This window comes from Sphingobium sp. TomMM7A, from assembly GCF_055397305.1.
In genome coordinates this window covers 515,634-533,066 of the sequence record NZ_AP027311.1, presented here as the reverse complement: position 1 = coordinate 533,066, position 17,433 = coordinate 515,634, and the positions used below count along the sequence as shown (strand labels likewise).

The 17,433-nt window shown below is 62.0% G+C and carries 14 protein-coding genes; 4 read left to right on the top strand and 10 right to left on the bottom strand.

Annotated elements, in window-relative coordinates; translation table 11 throughout:
* Nucleotides 1-85: 85 nt before the first annotated feature.
* Both ACZ5ZH_RS02775 and desA read left to right on the top strand, forming a co-directional pair.
* The gene (locus tag ACZ5ZH_RS02775; protein WP_464772105.1) at nt 86-820 is read left to right on the top strand and encodes an alpha/beta fold hydrolase; all 735 of its coding nucleotides are present in this window, start codon (nt 86-88) and stop codon (nt 818-820) included.
* Nucleotides 817-2,211, top strand: a complete 1,395-nt coding sequence (desA, locus tag ACZ5ZH_RS02770) for a syringate O-demethylase (protein ID WP_449471745.1) — start codon at nt 817-819, stop codon at nt 2,209-2,211. The genes ACZ5ZH_RS02775 and desA overlap by 4 nt, the downstream gene beginning before the upstream one ends.
* A gap of 191 nt (nt 2,212-2,402) precedes the next feature.
* Here the strand turns inward: desA and ACZ5ZH_RS02765 are convergent, their stop codons facing one another.
* The 6 genes from ACZ5ZH_RS02765 to ACZ5ZH_RS02740 all read right to left on the bottom strand — a co-directional run bounded on the left by ACZ5ZH_RS02765 (nt 2,403) and on the right by ACZ5ZH_RS02740 (nt 8,795).
* Nucleotides 2,403-3,152 carry an IclR family transcriptional regulator gene (locus tag ACZ5ZH_RS02765; protein WP_464772104.1) on the bottom strand — a complete coding sequence of 250 codons (750 nt, stop codon included), beginning with the start codon at nt 3,150-3,152 and terminating at the stop codon, nt 2,403-2,405.
* Between the two features lie 37 nt (nt 3,153-3,189).
* Complete coding sequence (locus ACZ5ZH_RS02760; protein WP_464772103.1) at nt 3,190-3,594, bottom strand: nuclear transport factor 2 family protein; 405 nt, start codon at nt 3,592-3,594, stop codon at nt 3,190-3,192.
* A 103-nt stretch (nt 3,595-3,697) separates the two neighbouring features.
* Complete coding sequence (locus ACZ5ZH_RS02755) at nt 3,698-4,234, bottom strand: 2,4'-dihydroxyacetophenone dioxygenase family protein (protein ID WP_460987764.1); 537 nt, start codon at nt 4,232-4,234, stop codon at nt 3,698-3,700.
* A gap of 35 nt (nt 4,235-4,269) precedes the next feature.
* The gene (locus ACZ5ZH_RS02750; RefSeq protein WP_464772102.1) at nt 4,270-6,867 is read right to left on the bottom strand and encodes a TonB-dependent receptor; all 2,598 of its coding nucleotides are present in this window, start codon (nt 6,865-6,867) and stop codon (nt 4,270-4,272) included.
* Nucleotides 6,868-7,021: 154 nt separating this feature from the next.
* The gene (locus tag ACZ5ZH_RS02745; protein ID WP_460987762.1) at nt 7,022-7,780 is read right to left on the bottom strand and encodes an SDR family NAD(P)-dependent oxidoreductase; all 759 of its coding nucleotides are present in this window, start codon (nt 7,778-7,780) and stop codon (nt 7,022-7,024) included.
* An 82-nt stretch (nt 7,781-7,862) separates the two neighbouring features.
* Nucleotides 7,863-8,795 (bottom strand): AraC family transcriptional regulator, encoded by a 933-nt coding sequence (locus ACZ5ZH_RS02740; protein ID WP_449471735.1) that lies wholly within the window; start codon nt 8,793-8,795, stop codon nt 7,863-7,865.
* A 310-nt stretch (nt 8,796-9,105) separates the two neighbouring features.
* Between ACZ5ZH_RS02740 and pabB the strand changes: the two genes are divergently transcribed.
* Nucleotides 9,106-10,314, top strand: coding sequence for an aminodeoxychorismate synthase component I (gene pabB / locus ACZ5ZH_RS02735; protein ID WP_460987761.1), 1,209 nt, complete (start codon nt 9,106-9,108; stop codon nt 10,312-10,314).
* 222 nt (nt 10,315-10,536) lie between these two features.
* Here the strand turns inward: pabB and ACZ5ZH_RS02730 are convergent, their stop codons facing one another.
* From ACZ5ZH_RS02730 to ACZ5ZH_RS02715, 4 genes are all read right to left on the bottom strand, one after another.
* A complete protein-coding gene (locus tag ACZ5ZH_RS02730; protein ID WP_464772101.1) occupies nt 10,537-12,714 on the bottom strand; it encodes a TonB-dependent receptor in 2,178 nt (725 codons plus the stop codon).
* 33 nt (nt 12,715-12,747) lie between these two features.
* On the bottom strand, nt 12,748-13,971 hold the full coding sequence (locus ACZ5ZH_RS02725) for a serine hydrolase domain-containing protein (RefSeq protein ID WP_464772100.1): 1,224 nt from the start codon (nt 13,969-13,971) through the stop codon (nt 12,748-12,750).
* Nucleotides 13,972-14,107: 136 nt separating this feature from the next.
* Nucleotides 14,108-15,256: a helix-turn-helix transcriptional regulator gene (locus ACZ5ZH_RS02720; RefSeq protein ID WP_464772099.1), complete on the bottom strand. Its 1,149-nt coding sequence runs from the start codon at nt 15,254-15,256 to the stop codon at nt 14,108-14,110.
* A gap of 84 nt (nt 15,257-15,340) precedes the next feature.
* Entirely contained in the window at nt 15,341-15,820 is a 480-nt protein-coding gene (locus tag ACZ5ZH_RS02715) for a MarR family winged helix-turn-helix transcriptional regulator (protein ID WP_464772098.1), read from the bottom strand.
* A gap of 74 nt (nt 15,821-15,894) precedes the next feature.
* Between ACZ5ZH_RS02715 and ACZ5ZH_RS02710 the strand changes: the two genes are divergently transcribed.
* Nucleotides 15,895-17,346 (top strand): aldehyde dehydrogenase, encoded by a 1,452-nt coding sequence (locus ACZ5ZH_RS02710; RefSeq protein WP_464772097.1) that lies wholly within the window; start codon nt 15,895-15,897, stop codon nt 17,344-17,346.
* Nucleotides 17,347-17,433: the final 87 nt, after the last annotated feature.

Here is a 17,433-nt window from a genome sequence, read left to right as displayed (position 1 = left end):
GATCTTTTTGCCATTTCTTCTCTAGCGCCTTTCCTTTAATTCGTATATAGGAAATTTCACGAATACGAATTAAGGCGATTTCATCGTGTCCGCTTCCACCGCAAATCTTGTCCTTCTGCCCGGCCTTCTCTGCGATTCCCGCATGTTTGGCGCGCAGCTGAAGCGTTTCCCCGACGCCTTCGCAATCGATGGCTTTGGCGCGTGTGACAGCATCGCGGAGATGGCGCAGCGCGTGATCGCCTCTGGCCCCGAGAAGATGGCGCTGCTCGGCCATTCTATGGGCGCACGGGTCGCACTAGAGGTTGTGCGGCTTGCCCCTGAGCGCGTGGAAAAGCTCGCTCTGATTAGCACCGGCACACACACCGTCCGTGAAGGAGAGGCAGAGAAGCGCCACACCCTGCTGGCGCTCGCCCGGGCGGAGGGCATGGCCGCACTGGTGGACCGCTGGCTTCCCCCCATGGTCGCCCCTGCCCGCCGCGCCGATCAAGAGTTGATCGCGCCGCTGCACCTAATGGCGACACAGGCCGGGATCGAAACCTATGCGTCGCAGATCACCGCCCTTCTCGGCCGCCCGCAGGTCGAATCGCTGCTGCCGAACATCGCCTGTCCGACGCTGGTCGCGGTGGGCGACGCTGATGAATGGAGCCCGCCCGAACAGCACCGCGCCATAGCTGCGCGCATCCCCGGTGCGCACCTCAAGATCATCGCCGGGGCGGGCCACATGCTGCCCGCCGAGGCGCCTGATGCCCTTAACGAAGCCATAGCCGACTGGCTGGACATGCCCGTCGGCTCCAATACCATGATGGGAGACGATGAATGACTGAAAGCCTGCAAAATCTGGTCGAAGGCAAGGGTGACCTCGTTCACTTCCTGCGCAACCAGCAGACCGGCCCCAACGCCTATCCGGGCGTTCCCGCGGAATATTCCAACTGGCGCAACGAACAGACCGCATGGGCGCAGAAGGCCGTGCTGTTCAATCAGTCCTATCACATGGTCGATCTGGAAGTCAGTGGGCCCGACGCCTTCGCGATGCTGAACCATCTCGGCATCAACAGCTTCAAGGGCTTCATTCCCGATCGCGCCAAACAGTGGGTGCCGGTCACGCCCGACGGCTACGTCATCGGCGACGTGATCCTCTTCTACCTTGAAGAAAACCGCTTCAACCTGGTCGGCCGTGCCCCCGCCATCGAGTGGGTGGAATATCATGCCCAGACCGGCAAGTGGAACGTCACCGTCGAACGCGACGAGCGCACCGCCGTCCGCCCTGACCCGGAAAACCGCAAGTCTTACCGCTATCAGCTGCAAGGGCCGAACGCGATGCAGACGCTTGAGGCGGCAATGGGCCAGACCCCGCCCGACCTCAAATTCTTCCATATGACCACGCTCGACATCGCCGGTTGCAAGGTGCGCGCGCTCCGCCACGGCATGGCGGGTCAGCCGGGCTATGAGCTGTTCGGTCCCTGGGCCGAGCGCGAAACCGTGCGCCAGGCGCTGATCAAGGCGGGCGAACCCTTCGGCCTGACGCTGGTGGGCGGCCGCACCTATTCGTCCAACACGCTCGAATCGGGCTGGATCCCCTCCCCCCTGCCTGCCGTCTACAGCGGCGAAGCGCTCAAGCCCTATCGCGAATGGCTGACCGCCAACTCCTACGAAGCCAAGGCGTCGATCGGCGGCAGCTATGTCCCCGACAGCATCGATGGCTATTATCTGACCCCCTGGGATCTCGGTTATGGTCTGTTCGTGAAGTTCGATCATGATTTTATCGGCCGCGAAGCGCTGGAGAAGATCGCGGCCGGACCGCATCGCAAGAAGGTGACGCTGGCGCTCGACAGCCAAGACGTCGCCCGCGTCATCAGCTCCGCTTTCCAGAAGGGCGACCGCGCGAAATATTTCGAATTCCCCTCGGCGGTCTATTCGATGCACCCCTATGACTCGGTGCTGGTCGATGGCAAGCAGGTCGGCCTGTCCACCTGGGTCGGCTACAGCGCCAATGAAGGCCGCATGCTGACGCTGGCGATGTTGGACGCCGAATATGCCGAGCCCGGCACGAAGGTGACGCTGCTGTGGGGCGAACCCGATGGCGGCACCAGCAAGCCGACCGTCGAGCCGCATATCCAGGTCGAAATCCACGCCACTGTCAGCCCCGCGCCCTATTCCGAAGTCGCGCGTGACAGCTATGCGGATGGATGGCGGACCCGCAAGACCGCCTGATCATCCAACCGGCGGGGTGTTTTTCTCCCGGCATCCCGCCGGATTTTTTGGGGGGCAGTGCTGCTGTGCTCCTGCAAAGGCAAGAGCCTAATTCGGCGCTTGGACCTGGGCTCCTGCCTTCGCAGGAGCACGGCGTATATCCTTCACCCGTTTGCCCTGAGCGCGAACGGCGCCGGGATCAGCGGCATGCTTCAAGCAATATCGAACAAGGCCGCCGTCCGTGTCAGCGCGGACACCACGCGCCGGTCGAGTTCCTCATCGAACCGCACTACCGGCACGGCGACGCTGAACGCCCCGGCCACTTCCCCATCCGCGCGCGCCACATAGGCCAAGCCGTAAATGCCGGGCGTGCTTTCTTCCCGTGTGCGCGCCACGCCCGTCTGCTGCACCAGCCTGATCTCCTGCCGCAGGGCATCCGCATCCGTGATCGTCGTGGGAGTCAGCGCCTCGCGACGGCTTTCCTCCAGATAGCGTTCGAATTCTTCGTCCGGCATCGCCGCAAGCAAGGCCTTGCCCGCCGAAAAACAGTGGAGCGGCGTGCGACGGCCGGTCTGCACGGCATAGCGCAGCGCATGGTCGCTGGTTTCGGTGATCAGCGCTTCCATCTCCCACCCCTTGCGCACGAAGAAGGAGCTGGTCTCGTTCAGCTGGACGCGGAGCGACCGCACCAGCGGCGCGGCCCGTTCGGCGAGAGAGAAGGCAGGCGTCGGCCCCTGTAACCGGGCCAACCCCGGCCCGGCGCTGTAGCGGCGACCTTCGCGTTGCAGATAGCCGCGCTCCGTCAGCGTCGCGAGCAGGTAAGACAGGCTGCTGACCGGGATCGATAGCGCCTGCGCGATCTCCTGCGCCACTAGTGGGCGGCGGCACGAGACGACATATTCGATGATGTCGATCGTGCGCATGGCGGATTTGACGGTGGGCGATAGCGTCTGTTCGTTCATGGCCCGACTTTAGCATCAGGAATGAAATGGAATAGCCTCATGCCGAAAAGATGAGCGATCCGCTGCGTTCCAGGAAACGCCATCCTCCAGTGGTGCGGATGAACCTGTCCTTGAATGATCCCACCAACGGCGTGCCTGGGCCGACGAACAACAGCATAGCGCTTTCGCCTGTGGCCTCATCTGTGCTGAGAACGTCGATGACGACATTGGCGCAGACATGGCGGGTGGTACGCGGCGGGCGGGCGAGAAAGGCGGCCAATATAGCTTCGCGGCCAACAATCGGCTGATCGGGCGCGGTTGGCCGGGATAACCGGCCATCATCCGTGAACAAGTTCGCTGCGGCTTCCCATTTCGCCGCATCGTTGAGATTGGCATAATGGTGGACGAGACGGGTACAATCCCACTCAATTGCGCGGCGCTGGTCAGGGGTTGGGAAGCTCATGAGGTCTTCGGCGCTGCGGCGTTACGTGGCAGGGGCCTGCTCTTGGTCATTTTGCAATCCATCCGCCGGGAGGCGGGCTGCTCCTCCCGGCGGACGCCCCCGCTCAGAGGTAGAGTTGCGGGTTGATAGGCAAGTTGTTTTCCCGACAGTAGCTCTCATAATGGTTGATGAACCACCATACGTCGGCCGTCTCCACGAACTTGCCATCCTCGTCGTAGAATTCGATCGGCCCCTGCATCCATCCCCACAGCTTGCCACCCTGGGGATGCTCGCTGACCAGTGTGTGCCGTTCGCCGGGCACTTCCAAGAAGAAGTCGCCTGGGCCTGCGACCCAATCATGCTCCAGATAGCGCAGGCTGCCTTCCAGGCACATCATGACCAGCCGCCCGCGATGCTTGTGCGTGCCAACGACGCCCGGTCCTTTCAACCAGAGCACATTGCAATAGATGTTCTGGCGGACGTCGAACGCGAGGTGACGAATGGCGGCGTTGGGGCCGAACGGCACCCAAGGACTTTCCTCCTCCGACGGCCCGATGAAGCTGCCCTTGACGCCATGCGCCTCAATCACATGAGACAGGTTTTCGGGGACATCGACGATCTTGAAGGCGGTCGATGGGGGGGCGGTCATTACAGTGGACATGATGATGCGATCCTGTTTCCGTTATGTGGGGTTGATCAGAACTTCACGCCCAGCCTGGCATACCATTCGGCCGGACGATTATAGGTGCCGTAGAATTGCCCCCCGGCGATCTGCGCCTGACCCGTGGTCAGGAAACGTTCGTTGAAGACGTTAGTGCCGCCCACCGTGACGCTGTAGCGGTCGTCAGGCAGGCGCAGCGTGACGTTGGCATTGACGACGTTCGAAGCCTTGCGGTTGAGCAGGAAGGTCCCTTCGGTGTCGTTGCGCATCTGCGACGTGTAGGTCCAGTCGGCCAACACGATGAGCTTCGCGCCGCTGCTGCCCACATCCAGCTCGACGCGCGGGCTGACATTGACCTTCCAATGCGGCGTCTTGGGCAGTTCGGCACCCACGAACACACCGCCCTGGATCACGCTGGGCGCGACAACCGCGCCCGGCAGTACCGAGGTATATTTGGCGTCGATATAGCCGAGCGATGTCGTCAGGGCGAAGGCGCGGATGGGCGCGAAGACCGCTTCGGCCTCGAAGCCCTTGATGCGGGCGTCACCGGCGTTCTGGATGGTGGGGGACACGCCCTGCTGGAAGTTCAGCTGGATGCCCTTATAGTTGGTCGTGAAGGCCGCGAAGTTTAGCTGCAGACGCCGGTCGAACAGCTTCGACTTGAGCCCGATTTCCCAAGTCGTCGCCTTTTCCTCGTCAAAGTTCGGAGCATCGGGCAGCGGGTTCGATAGGCGCGTCGTCCAACCGCCGGTCTTGTACCCTTTCGACCAGGAAGCATAGGCCATAAGGTCGTCGCTGGGATAAAGCTGGACGCCGATCTTGGGCGAGAAATTGTCGAAGGTCTTGCGGTTCACGCCACCGGGATAAAGCTGCAGCGGGGCGTTGGCGTTGGGGAAGCCTGCCGCGATCCGGCAATCGTCGCTGATCGGGGTCAGCGATGCGCAGGGCGGGACGCCAAAGCCGTTCAGGATCTTGTAGGTCAGGCCGTTGAGATCGGTCTGAAACCCTTCGAACGACTTCTTTTCCTTGGTATAGCGCGCGCCGACCGTGATGCCGATCAGGTCGATCGGCTTAAAGTCCAACTGCCCGAACACAGCGCCATTCTTGGTGCTCAGAAGGTTATTGCCGTCGATAGACAGCAACCCTTCGGCGAAGGTCACATATTCATGAAGGTTACCCGACTCTTCGAAATAATAAGCGCCAAGAACATACTTCAGCCGTTCGTCCAGCGCGTTGCCTAGCATCTGGAACTCCTGGCTGAACTGCTTCTGATTCATCTCGAAACTGATCTGAAGCATGTTGAGCGGCGACCCGTCATTATCCAGCCCCGCCTTCCAGTGCAGTTCGCGATAAGCCGTAATGGATTTCAGCGTCAGGCTGTCGGACAGATCATATTCGATCGTTCCTGCGGCGCCGTAGGATTGCATGCGCGAGAAGTTGGATCCCGTTGCGTAGCTGCTGTCCTTGTCGCCCGTCACAAAGCGATTGTCGTAAGGTAGGCGGTTGTTGTCGGGATTGGCGTCGGCATTGACGCCGAAGATCGCGGGCAGGTCAAACAAGCCGGTGCGCCCGGCACGCCGAAAGGCATAGACGAAAGACGGCGGGCCGTTGCCGCACCCGGTCGATTGGCCCGCAATGGCGCAGTTATAGCTGCCCGCGAACACATCGAACGCGCCGCCCGCGACATTGGGTGTGGTCGCCAGCAGCGTGTTGGGGAGCTGTTCCTGCTTGCTGTTGCTATAGTCCCCGGTCAACGACACGCGCACGGCATCGCTCGGTTCCCAGCGCAGCTTGGTGCGCAGGCTCCAGGCATCTTCGCCGCCCTCACGGCCGATCCCGGCATTTTCATAACCGGACGCGGAATAGGCGGTCGCCGGTTCGACCTGATAGGTGCCCGGCTGCGCGCCCGGGAAAGGCTTGCGCTTAAAATAGCCGTTGCGCGTCTTGACGGAAAAGGACACCGAGCTCGCCAGCGTGTCGCTGATCGGAATGTCCGCCGTGCCGCGCGCCTGGAACAGCCTGTAGCTGCCCACCGTCGCATCGCCGATGAAGCGGAACTTGTCACCCGGATCATGGGTGACAATGGAAATCGCGCCGCCGATGGTGTTGCGGCCGAACAGCGTGCCCTGCGGACCTTTAAGCACTTCGATCCGCTCGACGTCGCCCAGTTCCTGGTTCGCGCCGACCGAACGTGCCAAATAGACGCCGTCCAGATAGACGCCGACGCCCGGATCGATGTTGAACGCGAAGTCGTTCGATCCGATGCCGCGGACATAGGCTGCCAGCACCGATGACGACCCGGAAAAGGGCGTACCCGCATCGAATGTCACATTGGGGGCCAGGCCCGAAAGCGACGCGACGCTCTGCACCGCGCGCTCCTGCAATGCATCGTTGGTGAAGGCGGTAATCGCGATCGGCACCTTCTGCACATTTTCCGAACGACGCTGGGCCGTGACGACGATGTCCTGGACGCCACCGGTCTGGGGCACTTCCTCAGCGGCAGGCACTGGATCGGGCGTGGCGGCGGCGCCAGTGGGTGCGGGCGTCGCTTCCTGGGCGTACCCCGGCGTCAAAGTCCCGGCCGCTATGGCCAGCACCGACGCAACGGGCAATGCGGCTATCATCTTGATCATGGTTCCTCCCCTCGGCAATGGACGCTTTTCGCGCTCCCCATCGAGATGACAGAAACCCGCCTCTCCCGCTTGCACTGGAGCGCTACCGATCAGGACTCCAGCGCAATTTGATTCATTTCCGCGAATTTTTCACGGGTGCGAATTATCGCCTTGGTCAGTTTGCCAGATAGCCGCCATCGATCGGGATGCACGCGCCGGTGATGAAGGCCGCCCTGTCCGACAGCAGGAAGGCCGCAAGGTGCCCGCACTCCTCCGGCTCGCCCAGCCGCTTGATCGCCTGGGGCGCAAGCAGCGCTTCCAGGAACTCGGGCGAAGTGCCGTCGAGCAGCTTGGAGCGGATCGCGTTGGGCAGGATGGCATTAACGCGCACATTGACGTCGCCATTCTCCCCCGCCGCCGTTCGCGTCAGACCAAGGATCGCATGCTTGGTCGCCGCATAGACGCCTGCTTCGCGCAAGCCCACCGCTCCCGCGATGGATGAGACGTTGACGATGCAGCCGCCACCCTGCCCCCGCATGACGGTCAAAGCGCCGCGCATGACGCGGAAACAGCTTTTGAGATTCACATCGTTCATCTTGTCCCACAGGTCATCGCTGCTGTCCGCCAACATGGATTTAAGGCCGATGCCCGCATTATTAACGGCGAAGTCGATACGCCCGTTGATCTCGCGCGTCTGCGCAATCAGCGCGTCGATATCCGCCGCGCTGGTAACATCGGCCGCCATGAAGCATGCGACGCCGCCCGCCGCTTCGATCTCCGCGACCGCTTGCGCGCCTTCCTCGGCTGAGGAGGCAAGGTCACTCAACACGACGTTGGCTCCTTCCGCCGCCAGCACCTTGGCGATGCCGCGCCCAATGCCGCTGGCAGCGCCAGTGACAAAGCCCGTTTTCCCGGCAAGCAATCCGTTGGTCATCTGCGTCACTCCTGCATGCTGATGGTAGGCGCGCTCCTGCGATCGGAGCGGCCGATGGACGATCTTTGGAAATTACCGCTGGTCAGGCGCGCGCGATCTGGCGCCCTTCGCGAGGTGAATAGCCGTGCCGCTTGCGGAAGCAGCGCGCGAAATAAGCAGGGTCGTTGAAGCCGAGCTCGAGGGCGATCGCGGTGATGTTCGCCGCCCGGTCGGCCGCAAGCATTTCCAGCGCCCGTTCCAGCCGCCGGTCCAATATATAGGCGCGTAGCGTCGTGCTTTCGGCCGCGAACCAGGTTTGGATCGTTCGCGGGGATATGCCGACTTCGCGCGCGATGGATTCCGTGTCGAGGTTCGGATCGCCCAGCCGTGCCTCCACTATCGCCTTGACCCGCGCCAGTCCCCGGCCATCGACATTGGGACCGCCGCGCACAGCGCTGCGCAAGGCAAGGCCCAGCAGGTCCAGCATCAGCGTTTCGGCGCCCTCGGCCCAGCTTGGATCGGGCGGCGCGGCACGGCTCTCCGCCTCTCGCCACAGGGCAAGGGCGAGTTGGTGAAAGCTGTGGACGGTCGGCGAATTGCCGGGCGTCGGACTGCCGATATGGAGGTCCAGCTGCGGCACCCGCTGTTCCAGTTCATGGCGGGCGACATCGACCACCATCATTTCATGGGATGCAACCTCGATCCGCATCGGCGCTGCGGTGGTGCAGATGGAAAGGTCGCCGGGCCGCAGTACGCATTCGCGGCCGGATTGGCGCTGCTCACTGAGGCCAAGGGTCTGGAGGTGCACCAGCAGCCGCTCTTCGCCGTGGTGGCGGGCGCTGCGCGACACGACCGACGATTCCGCCCGCGCCTTGAAAATGGTGAGGTCGCCCAGCGTCCAACAGCCAAGCTGACCTAGAAATTCGCGATTGGAACTGTCGATCATCAGCCCGGCGGACCGGCCAGAGGCGATCCTGTTCCAGTAAGCCAAGCGATCACGCCTGGCGACGTCCTGCGTCGAGAATTGCTCGATCATCCACCGCTCTCCTGACTGGAACAGTTTCACATAAATTATGAGAAGGAAATAGTGGCGGTCGTCGTCCCCATGGCCTTCATCCTGCTCGTTGCAGGTGATGGGGTCATTATCATTTTCAAGAGACTGATAAATATGATTTTATCTCCGCTACATTCCCTCCCGTGGAATATATCTTCAGACCAAGACTTAGAAAAAATGAATATCTGCGGATCAGTTCGAATGATCGCCACGGCGCGATGTGGGGCCACAGCAGACCTAAAGCTCGTTCGGAGGCCGAAGATTTCTCGGCGCGTGCGAGGTGGAGCGTGCAATGAACCATCTTCTTACTGTGCCGCCGCAATCGGCCCGACCAGAATGTGGTGTGAAGGCCTTGGGTTTCCTGTCGGCCTTCGATCAACCCTATGTGCTTTTAGACGACGCATCCTCGCCCAACGGCGACGTCACACTCTTCACCCATCCGATGCAAGTGATCGAGGCTGCGACGCTCTCGGAAGTCGCACCTGCACTGGAAGCGGTGCGCGCAGCTACGAGACAAGGCGCACACGCCGCCGGGTTTGTCAGCTATGATGCCGCTGCCGCCTTCGATCCCGCCATGCCGGTTACCCCCTCCTGCGGGCCGCTCCTCTGGTTCGGGATATTCGGGACCCCATTGGTGCTTCCGTCACAAATGTTCGCAAACCTGCTCCCCACCGATGCGACGTTCCGCATGGGGCCACTGACGCCCTCCAGCACGAAAGAGCAGCATATGGGGCGGATCGCAGACCTGCTCGAACTCATTCGTGCAGGCGATCTGTATCAGGCCAACCTCACTTTCCGCGCCGGGATGGACTTCGACGGTGATCCGCTGGCGCTCTACACCCGGCTGCGGCAGCGCCAGCGTGCTCCTTATGGCGCGATCATATCCACTGGCGCAGACCTCATCTTCTCCTTCTCGCCGGAGTTGTTCTTCACGGTGACTGGGCGCGACATCGCCTGTCGTCCGATGAAGGGTACGGCGGAGCGACATGCCGATCCCGGAGCGGACGCCGCTGCCGCGCAGTCGCTCGCCGCTGATCCCAAACAGCGCGCCGAAAATCTGATGATCGTCGACCTGATGCGCAATGATCTGTCGCGGGTGGCGGAGCCTGGATCGGTGAAGGTGCCGCAGCTTTTCTCGGTCGAAACCTATCCGACGGTCCACCAGATGGTCTCTGCCGTGACGGCGCGTCGCCGCGAGGATGTGGACGCTTTCGACATCCTCGCCGCCCTGTTCCCCTGCGGCTCAATCACTGGAGCGCCCAAGATCCGTGCGGCGCAAGTGATTGCACAGCTGGAAGACAGACCGCGCGGCATCTACACAGGATCAATCGGCCATTTCACCCCGGACGGTGACGCGCGTTTCAACGTCGCGATCCGTACCCTGACCGTCTCACCGGCAGAACGGCGGCTGACGATCGACCTCGGGTCCGGCATCGTCGCTGACTCCGATCCCCTCGCGGAATGGGAGGAATGCCTGACCAAGGCACGATTTCTTGACTAGAGCATTTTCGAAGCAGATGGCATCATCTGCTGGCTCGGAAAATGCGGAAACAAAAGACAAATGGAGCATGATCCGATCCAGTCTGATCGGATCATGCTCTAGGATTTGCTTGCGGCGATGCTGCCGGGGTAAGTGGAGCTTGTTCAATCTGGCCGGATCGAACAAGCTCCAAAGCACCAATCCTGAAACCCGCCACCCGATGGCGGCGGGTTTCCCTCAACTTCAGAAGGTGAAGCCTGCGCGAATGCCATATTCGCGCGGCGCACCGTAAAATTCATTGAGACCAAACTGGCCGCTGACATAGCGCTTGCCGGTCAGGTTGGTGCCATAGGCCTCGATATGGAACTGGCCGGTGCGCAGGGTGACAAGGCCGGACAGCAGGCCATAGCCTTTGATCCGGTCGGTCACCGGTGAATAAGCGAGATTGGTGAAGCGCGGGCCGACATAGGAATAGCTGACGCGCGGGGTCAAAGTCACCTCGTCTCCCAGCTGGAATTCATAGGCCGCCGTGCCGCCGTAGGTCCATTTGGGCGAATAGAGGTTGGGGCCGCCATCGGTGGTGACGATGTCGGGAGTATAGTTGTAGCAAGCCGGAGGCGCCGAGCCGACACCCGGCGGGCATTGCGGACCCAAGCTCCCGGGCGGAAGGGCGCGGATATTGATGAAGGTCAGGCCGGCCAGCTTCGAATGGACATAAGCGACATTGGCGTCGAGACTGAAGCCGCCGAACTTGCTCTGCAACTGGGCTTCAATGCCCTTAATCTTGCCTTGCGAGATATTCTGGACGCCGTTGAAGCCGGTCGTCGGTTCGATCACTTCGAACTGGAAATCGGAATAGTCATTGTAGAAAGCCGAAATCTGCGTGCGGACATGCTTGTCGAACAGGCTCGCCTTCCAGCCAATTTCATAGTTCCACACCATTTCCGGCCGGAACTCGGAATCCACCGCGTTGAAGCCGCCGGGCTTATAGCCGCGAGCGACGAAGGCGTAGAGCAGATGGTCATCATTGACCGTCCAGTTGATCGCCGCCTTACCCGTCACGCGACCATCCTTATGCGATCCCGCAAGGCTCGCCACCGGCAAACCGCCGGGCGGGAAGCCGGGGATGCCAGCGCCAATGCGCACATCGCCCACGCCGCTTGCCTTATAGTGCGAATAGCGCGCGCCCAGCTGCAACTGGACATCAGGCGTCACGCGGTAGCTGCCCTGCGCGAAGATGCCCGTCGTGGTGCGCTTGTTGTCCGGGTCGATGTCGGTCGGAAAGCCAAAGGTCGTTTCGCGGATACGCACCTTGATTTCGTTCCGTTGGAAATAGCCGCCCAATATCCATTCCAGCGTTTCGCCGGTGGGAGAGATAAGGTTGATTTCCTGACTATATTGCCGTTCGCGAGCATAATAGTCCTGGGCGATGCCCTCTGGAGCAGGCGAGGCATCGACATCGTTGACACCTTCGATCTTCTTGCTCTGATAACCGCTGATCGACCGCAGCACGATGCCGCTGGCGAATTCCTGCCGCAGTTCCAGGCTGGAAATAAACGCCTTTTCACGGATCGCCACCGGTGTGTCGTAGTTCAGCGTGTAAATGTCGCCGGTCCGGTAGGAACCAAATTCCGTCCCCTGGATCGGACGATAGGCATAGCCGCCAATGTCGCGATCATTATACTGAACCTTCAGCAGCGCGCGGAAATTGCCCGGCTGCCACAGCACGCCCAACCGTCCGCCCTTTTCGTCGAGCTTGCCCGCCTTGTTGTTGAAGGGGCCGACATCCTTGAAATAGCTATCATGGCCCCGGTAGAATCCAGCGCCGCGCACAGCCAGCGTGGAGGATAGCGGCACGTTGACCGCGCCTTCCAGCCCGAAATTCCCCCGGTTGCCAGCGCTGCCTTCCGCATAGCCATTGATGCCATTCAGATCAGGATTGCGCGAATTGATGAAGATCGCGCCACCGGTCGAGTTGCTGCCGACCAAAGTTCCCTGCGGACCGCGCAACACTTCAACGCTCGCCAGATCATAGAAGCTGTTCGCCTGGACGATCGGCGGCTGGAACAGCCCGTCGATATAGGTGGCGACACCTGCGGTCACATTGGGCGAGTTGCTGGCAAGGCCGATGCCGCGAATGTTGACCGCCGACGTGATACCCGCGTCGGAAATCGACAGCGCAGGCGTTGCATTTTGAAGGTCGTTGAGGCGCACGACGGCGTTCGCCTTCAGGTCATTAGCGTCCAGCGCACTGGCGGCAACCGGCACCTTCTGCAGATTTTCCGTCCGGCGCTGGGCCGTCACGACGATCTCGCCCAGCGTGTTGGACGATCCCGCCTGCGGGGCCGCTTCCTGCGCCCAGGCGGATGACGTCCACAAGGACATGATGGCGGTGGAGCCCGTCAGCAATATGCGTTTCATTCTTCCCTCCCTATTTTTTGGATGTTCTTCCGGTCATTTCGGAGACCAGGCCGACACGGCCTTCAGGAAAGCGCCGGTTTCCGCCGTCGGCTTTTCATCGCCGGGCGGAAAATAGCTGATCTTGACGACGACGGTGCGGGATCGCGGATCGACGTAGATATATTGGCCTTGCAATCCCACCGCGCTGTAAGCGCCACTATTGTCCAGCAGCCACCATTGCATCGCATAGCCGGTCGGAATGCCTGGCATCTTGTCATCGGCTGGCGCGGACGGCGCCGTCGATGTGCGGACCCAGTCGGCGGGCACCACCTGCCGCCCGTTGGCGCGGCCGCCGTCCAGCATCATCTGGCCGATCCGCCCATAGTCGCGCAGCGTGGCGTTGAAGCCAGCGCCGCTGAATTCGCGGCCGGTGCCCGGCTGCCCATCCATGATGTAGAAGCCGTCCTGCTCCGCGCCCAGCGGTTCCCACAATTTCTGCGCGGTATAGCCCGCGACGGTCGTGCCGCTGACCCGTTCGATCAACCAGCCAAGCACAGCGGTGTCGAGCGTCTTGTACTGGAACACGCTGCCCGGTGCATGCAGCCGCTTCACCGTCCGCGCGGCATCGGCAAAGCGCGCGACATTCTTGACCAGCGCGTCGACATGATTGCGCGCCGCGATGCCGGGATTGGCGAAGTCGTAGCGTTCCTCATAATCAACGCCAGACCGCATCTGCAGGATCTGCCGAATGGTTACGCCGTCATATCCGCCGCCCTTCAATTCGGGCAGGTAAGCGGTGATGTCATCGTCCAGCGACTTGATCCGCCCTTCCGACAGCGCACAGCCAACCAGCAGCGACGTGACCGACTTCGTCATGGACCAGCCGATGAAGCGGCTGTTTTCGTCGCTGTTGTTGCGGTAGATTTCGCTGACGATCTTGCCGTCCTTCATCACCAGCAGCGCGTTGGTGTAGGTGCGATCGAGGAAATCCTGCGCCGTGTAGCGCTTACCCTCGAAAGTGTAGCTGACATCCAGCGGCGCGTCGGCGCGCGGCAGCCGCCAGGGCGTCCCCGCATGGGCGACGATGCGCGTGGTGAACAGCCGGTCCATGCTGCGGAAGGTCAAGGAATTGATATCGCCATCCAGCATGTGCCAGCGGGCGATCTGGACGGCAACCGGCACCGTGGATGGTTGTCCGTCGGCCAGCACGGGCGGCAACGTCTGCTGCGCCGACACAGGCTGAGCCGCCGCGCATATGGCGCCAGCAACGAAACTCACAAGATACCCTGATGCTTTGTGCACACGCACATCCTCTGCTTTGGACGAATGATGATTGTCGGTCGCTTCGTGCTTTTTCTGGACCGATGATTTGAAGATCGCGGCTCCCAAATGGGATACGCCGCGCAACCGCCGCTCAGTGCAAATTGCCATGCACCTGAGCGATGACGGAACCGTACAGCTTGGCGACAAGGTCCGCCTGACGGCGACTGTCGGTCTTTTCCAGGATGCGCTTCATCTGAATGCGCACCGTGCCGACCGACACGCCACGGCGATCGGCATAGGCGTTGATCGATGTGCCCTGTGACAAGGCGACGGCCAATCGCGCCTCCGCAGGCGTCAGGCCAAATAGCGAGGTGACGTGCCCGGCCGACAACATCGGCGCCTGTGACGGATCGATCAGGATCAGCGCCACGCCGTCCCGGTCATCATCCCATCCCTGCGCCACCGTCGCCTTGAACGCACCGTTGGGCAGTGCAATCGCCTGCACCATGCTGTCGTCCAGCTCGCCGAACGCCGCCGTGACCATGTCGTCATCGCAAGGAGACGACAGAAGCCGCGCCAGCCGCTGGCGGCTTTCGGCCGACACCCCGCGCAGTTGGCCATGGTCCAGCGTCAGCGGCGCGCCGTTCGCCAGCATCGTGGCCGCCGCGAGATTGTGCCAGCGGACCTCGCCGCTGGCGGTGCAGAGAATGACACCGGGGCGCAGACGATCCATGATCGAGGCTAATGTGGCTTGCGCGGCACGCGCCGCCCGCACGGTGGCCGAGACGCGCGACAGGGTCAGAAGATGCGGCGCGATGTCCGACAGGAAAGCAGCATCCTTGCCGTCCCGCTCCACCGTGTCGCTGATCTGCCTGTGCAGGATCAGGCTGAACCAGCGCGAGGGTTCGAATTCGAACAGCAGGCCCGACCCGCCCCTAAGGCCAATCTGTGCCAGGCGATGCCGCGTCTCCTGCAATTGCGGCGATGTGGAATCGAAACGCTGCGCGTCGGTGCGGACGGAGAGCTGTGCTTCCAGGCGATCGCGCGGGACGATGGCGAGCCGGGGATTGTCTGGATTGTTGATCCACCGGTCATGCAGGGCGGCGTTCGCGTGGGAATAGCTATCCCGCTCCTGCCACCGCTGTATCAGATGGCCGCCCTCCTGCCGGTAAATCTGCACCGCCGCGCTGCGAACGCCAAGGCCAGCACAAATCTGGTCCAACAGCGGCCTCCAGTTTTCTGGACGGTCGCAGCATCCGTAAAGGGCGGGCAGTATCTGCGCGCTGAGATTAGCCTCCATTGCATCTCTCCCTGCTTGCCGCGCATTATTTTTGCTGCGGCGTTAGGCTCCCAAATGATGTACGCACTGCGGAGATGGCGCGGCCTAGATGACTGCCGCTTCCCCCTCCTCATGCGTGGCATTTTCTTCCTGCTCCAGGACGTCCAGCACGATGCGCAGCGCATCCTGATATTCGGGCGTCAGCAAGCGTGTGTAACGGCGGTCATGCGCGGTCATGATCGCGTCCGCCTCGCTGCGCACATCCTCTCCCTCGGCGGTCAGGCTCAGGGCGAAGGAGCGTCCGTCTACCGGCGACTTCTGCACCAGATCCTTCTGGATGAGACCAGTGATCAGCGGCACCATATTAGCACGCTTGATCCCCAGCATGCGGCCGATGTCGCTTTGGATGCAGCCCGGATTGGCGCCGATCGTCAGGAGGATCGTCGCTTCCACCGGCCGCAGCCCGACCAGTTCCAACCCGGCGCCCAGCGTCGCCATCATCGCGGAGGAGGAACGCCGCAGCCGATATCCCAGTCGTGATGCGACGGGATTGATCAGCCTGTTGCCTGAGGGACTCATGCTCATGACTCCCTCATAATGTTATTGCTCAGAACAATCAACATTGATATGCAACATAACATTAGGAGAGGACCTGACACATGTCCGCATCGGAAATTTCCCTGATTATCGGCGGCGAATCGCGCAGTGCCGCATCGACTTTCGAACGGTTGAACCCGGTCACTGACGCGGTCGCCACCCGGGCCGCCGCCGCCAGCGTCGAAGACGCCATTGCCGCGGTCGACGCCGCCAAGGCAGCATTCCCCGCCTGGTCGCAAACCGGCCCCAATGCCCGCCGCGCCTTGCTGATGAAGGCCGCCGACGCGCTCGATGCCCGCGTGGACGATTTCATCAACGCGATGATGGAGGAAATCGGCGCGACCGAGGGCTGGGCGCGCTTCAACCTGATGCTATCCAGCTCTATGGTGCGCGAAGCGGCCGCCCTCACCACCCAGATCGGCGGAGAGGTGATCCCGTCCGACAAGCCCGGCTGCATCGCCATGGCGATCCGGGAACCGGCGGGCGTGGTGCTGTCGATGGCGCCGTGGAACGCGCCGATCATCCTCGCCACCCGAGCCATCGCCGTGCCCCTCGCCTGCGGCAACAGCGTGGTACTCAAGGCATCCGAACAATGTCCGCGCACCCATGGCCTGATCGTCCAGGCCTTTGTGGAAGCGGGGTTCACCGGTGGCATCGTCAACCTGATCACCAACGCGCCACAGGATGCGGCCGATGTGGTCGGCGCGATGATTGACCATCCAGCCGTGCGCCGGGTGAACTTCACCGGATCGACGCCGGTCGGCCGGATCATCGCGAAACGCTGCGCTGAACATCTGAAGCCTGTGGTGCTGGAACTGGGCGGCAAGGCGCCGCTGATCGTGCTGGAGGATGCCGATCTTGACGAAGCGGTGAAGGCCGCCGCGTTCGGCGCCTTCATGAACCAGGGCCAGATTTGCATGTCGACCGAGCGGATCATCGTGGTCGATGCCATCGCCGAAGCCTTTGTAGAGAAGTTCCAGGCCAAGGTCGGCACCATGGCGGTGGGCGACCCGCGTGAGGGCAAGACGCCGCTCGGCGCGGTGGTCGACAACAAGACAGTTGCTCATGTCCGTACGCTTATCGATGATGCGTTGGCGGCAGGCGCGACACAACTGAACGGCGGCGAGGCGAATGGCGTCTTGATGCCCGCCCATGTCATCGACCGCGTCACGCCGCCGATGAAGCTGTTCCGCGATGAGAGTTTCGGCCCAGTCGTCGGCATCATCCGCGTCCGCGATGAAGCGCATGCGATCGAACTCGCCAACGATACCGAATATGGCCTGTCCGCATCGGTCTTTACCCGCGACACGGCGCGCGGCCTCAGGGTCGCGCGGCAAATCCAGTCCGGCATCTGCCATGTGAACGGCCCGACCGTCCATGACGAAGCGCAAATGCCCTTCGGAGGCGTCAAGGCGTCGGGATACGGCAAGTTCGGCGGCCGCGCCGGGATCGACAGCTTCACCGAATTGCGCTGGATTACGATGGAGACCCAGCCCGGCCATTATCCGATTTAACGCTCACTCCCTTCGTCATCCCAGCGGAAGCTGGGATCTCAAGCGGAGAGGCACGATCCAGCCGCACGAGATGCCAGCTTTCGCCGA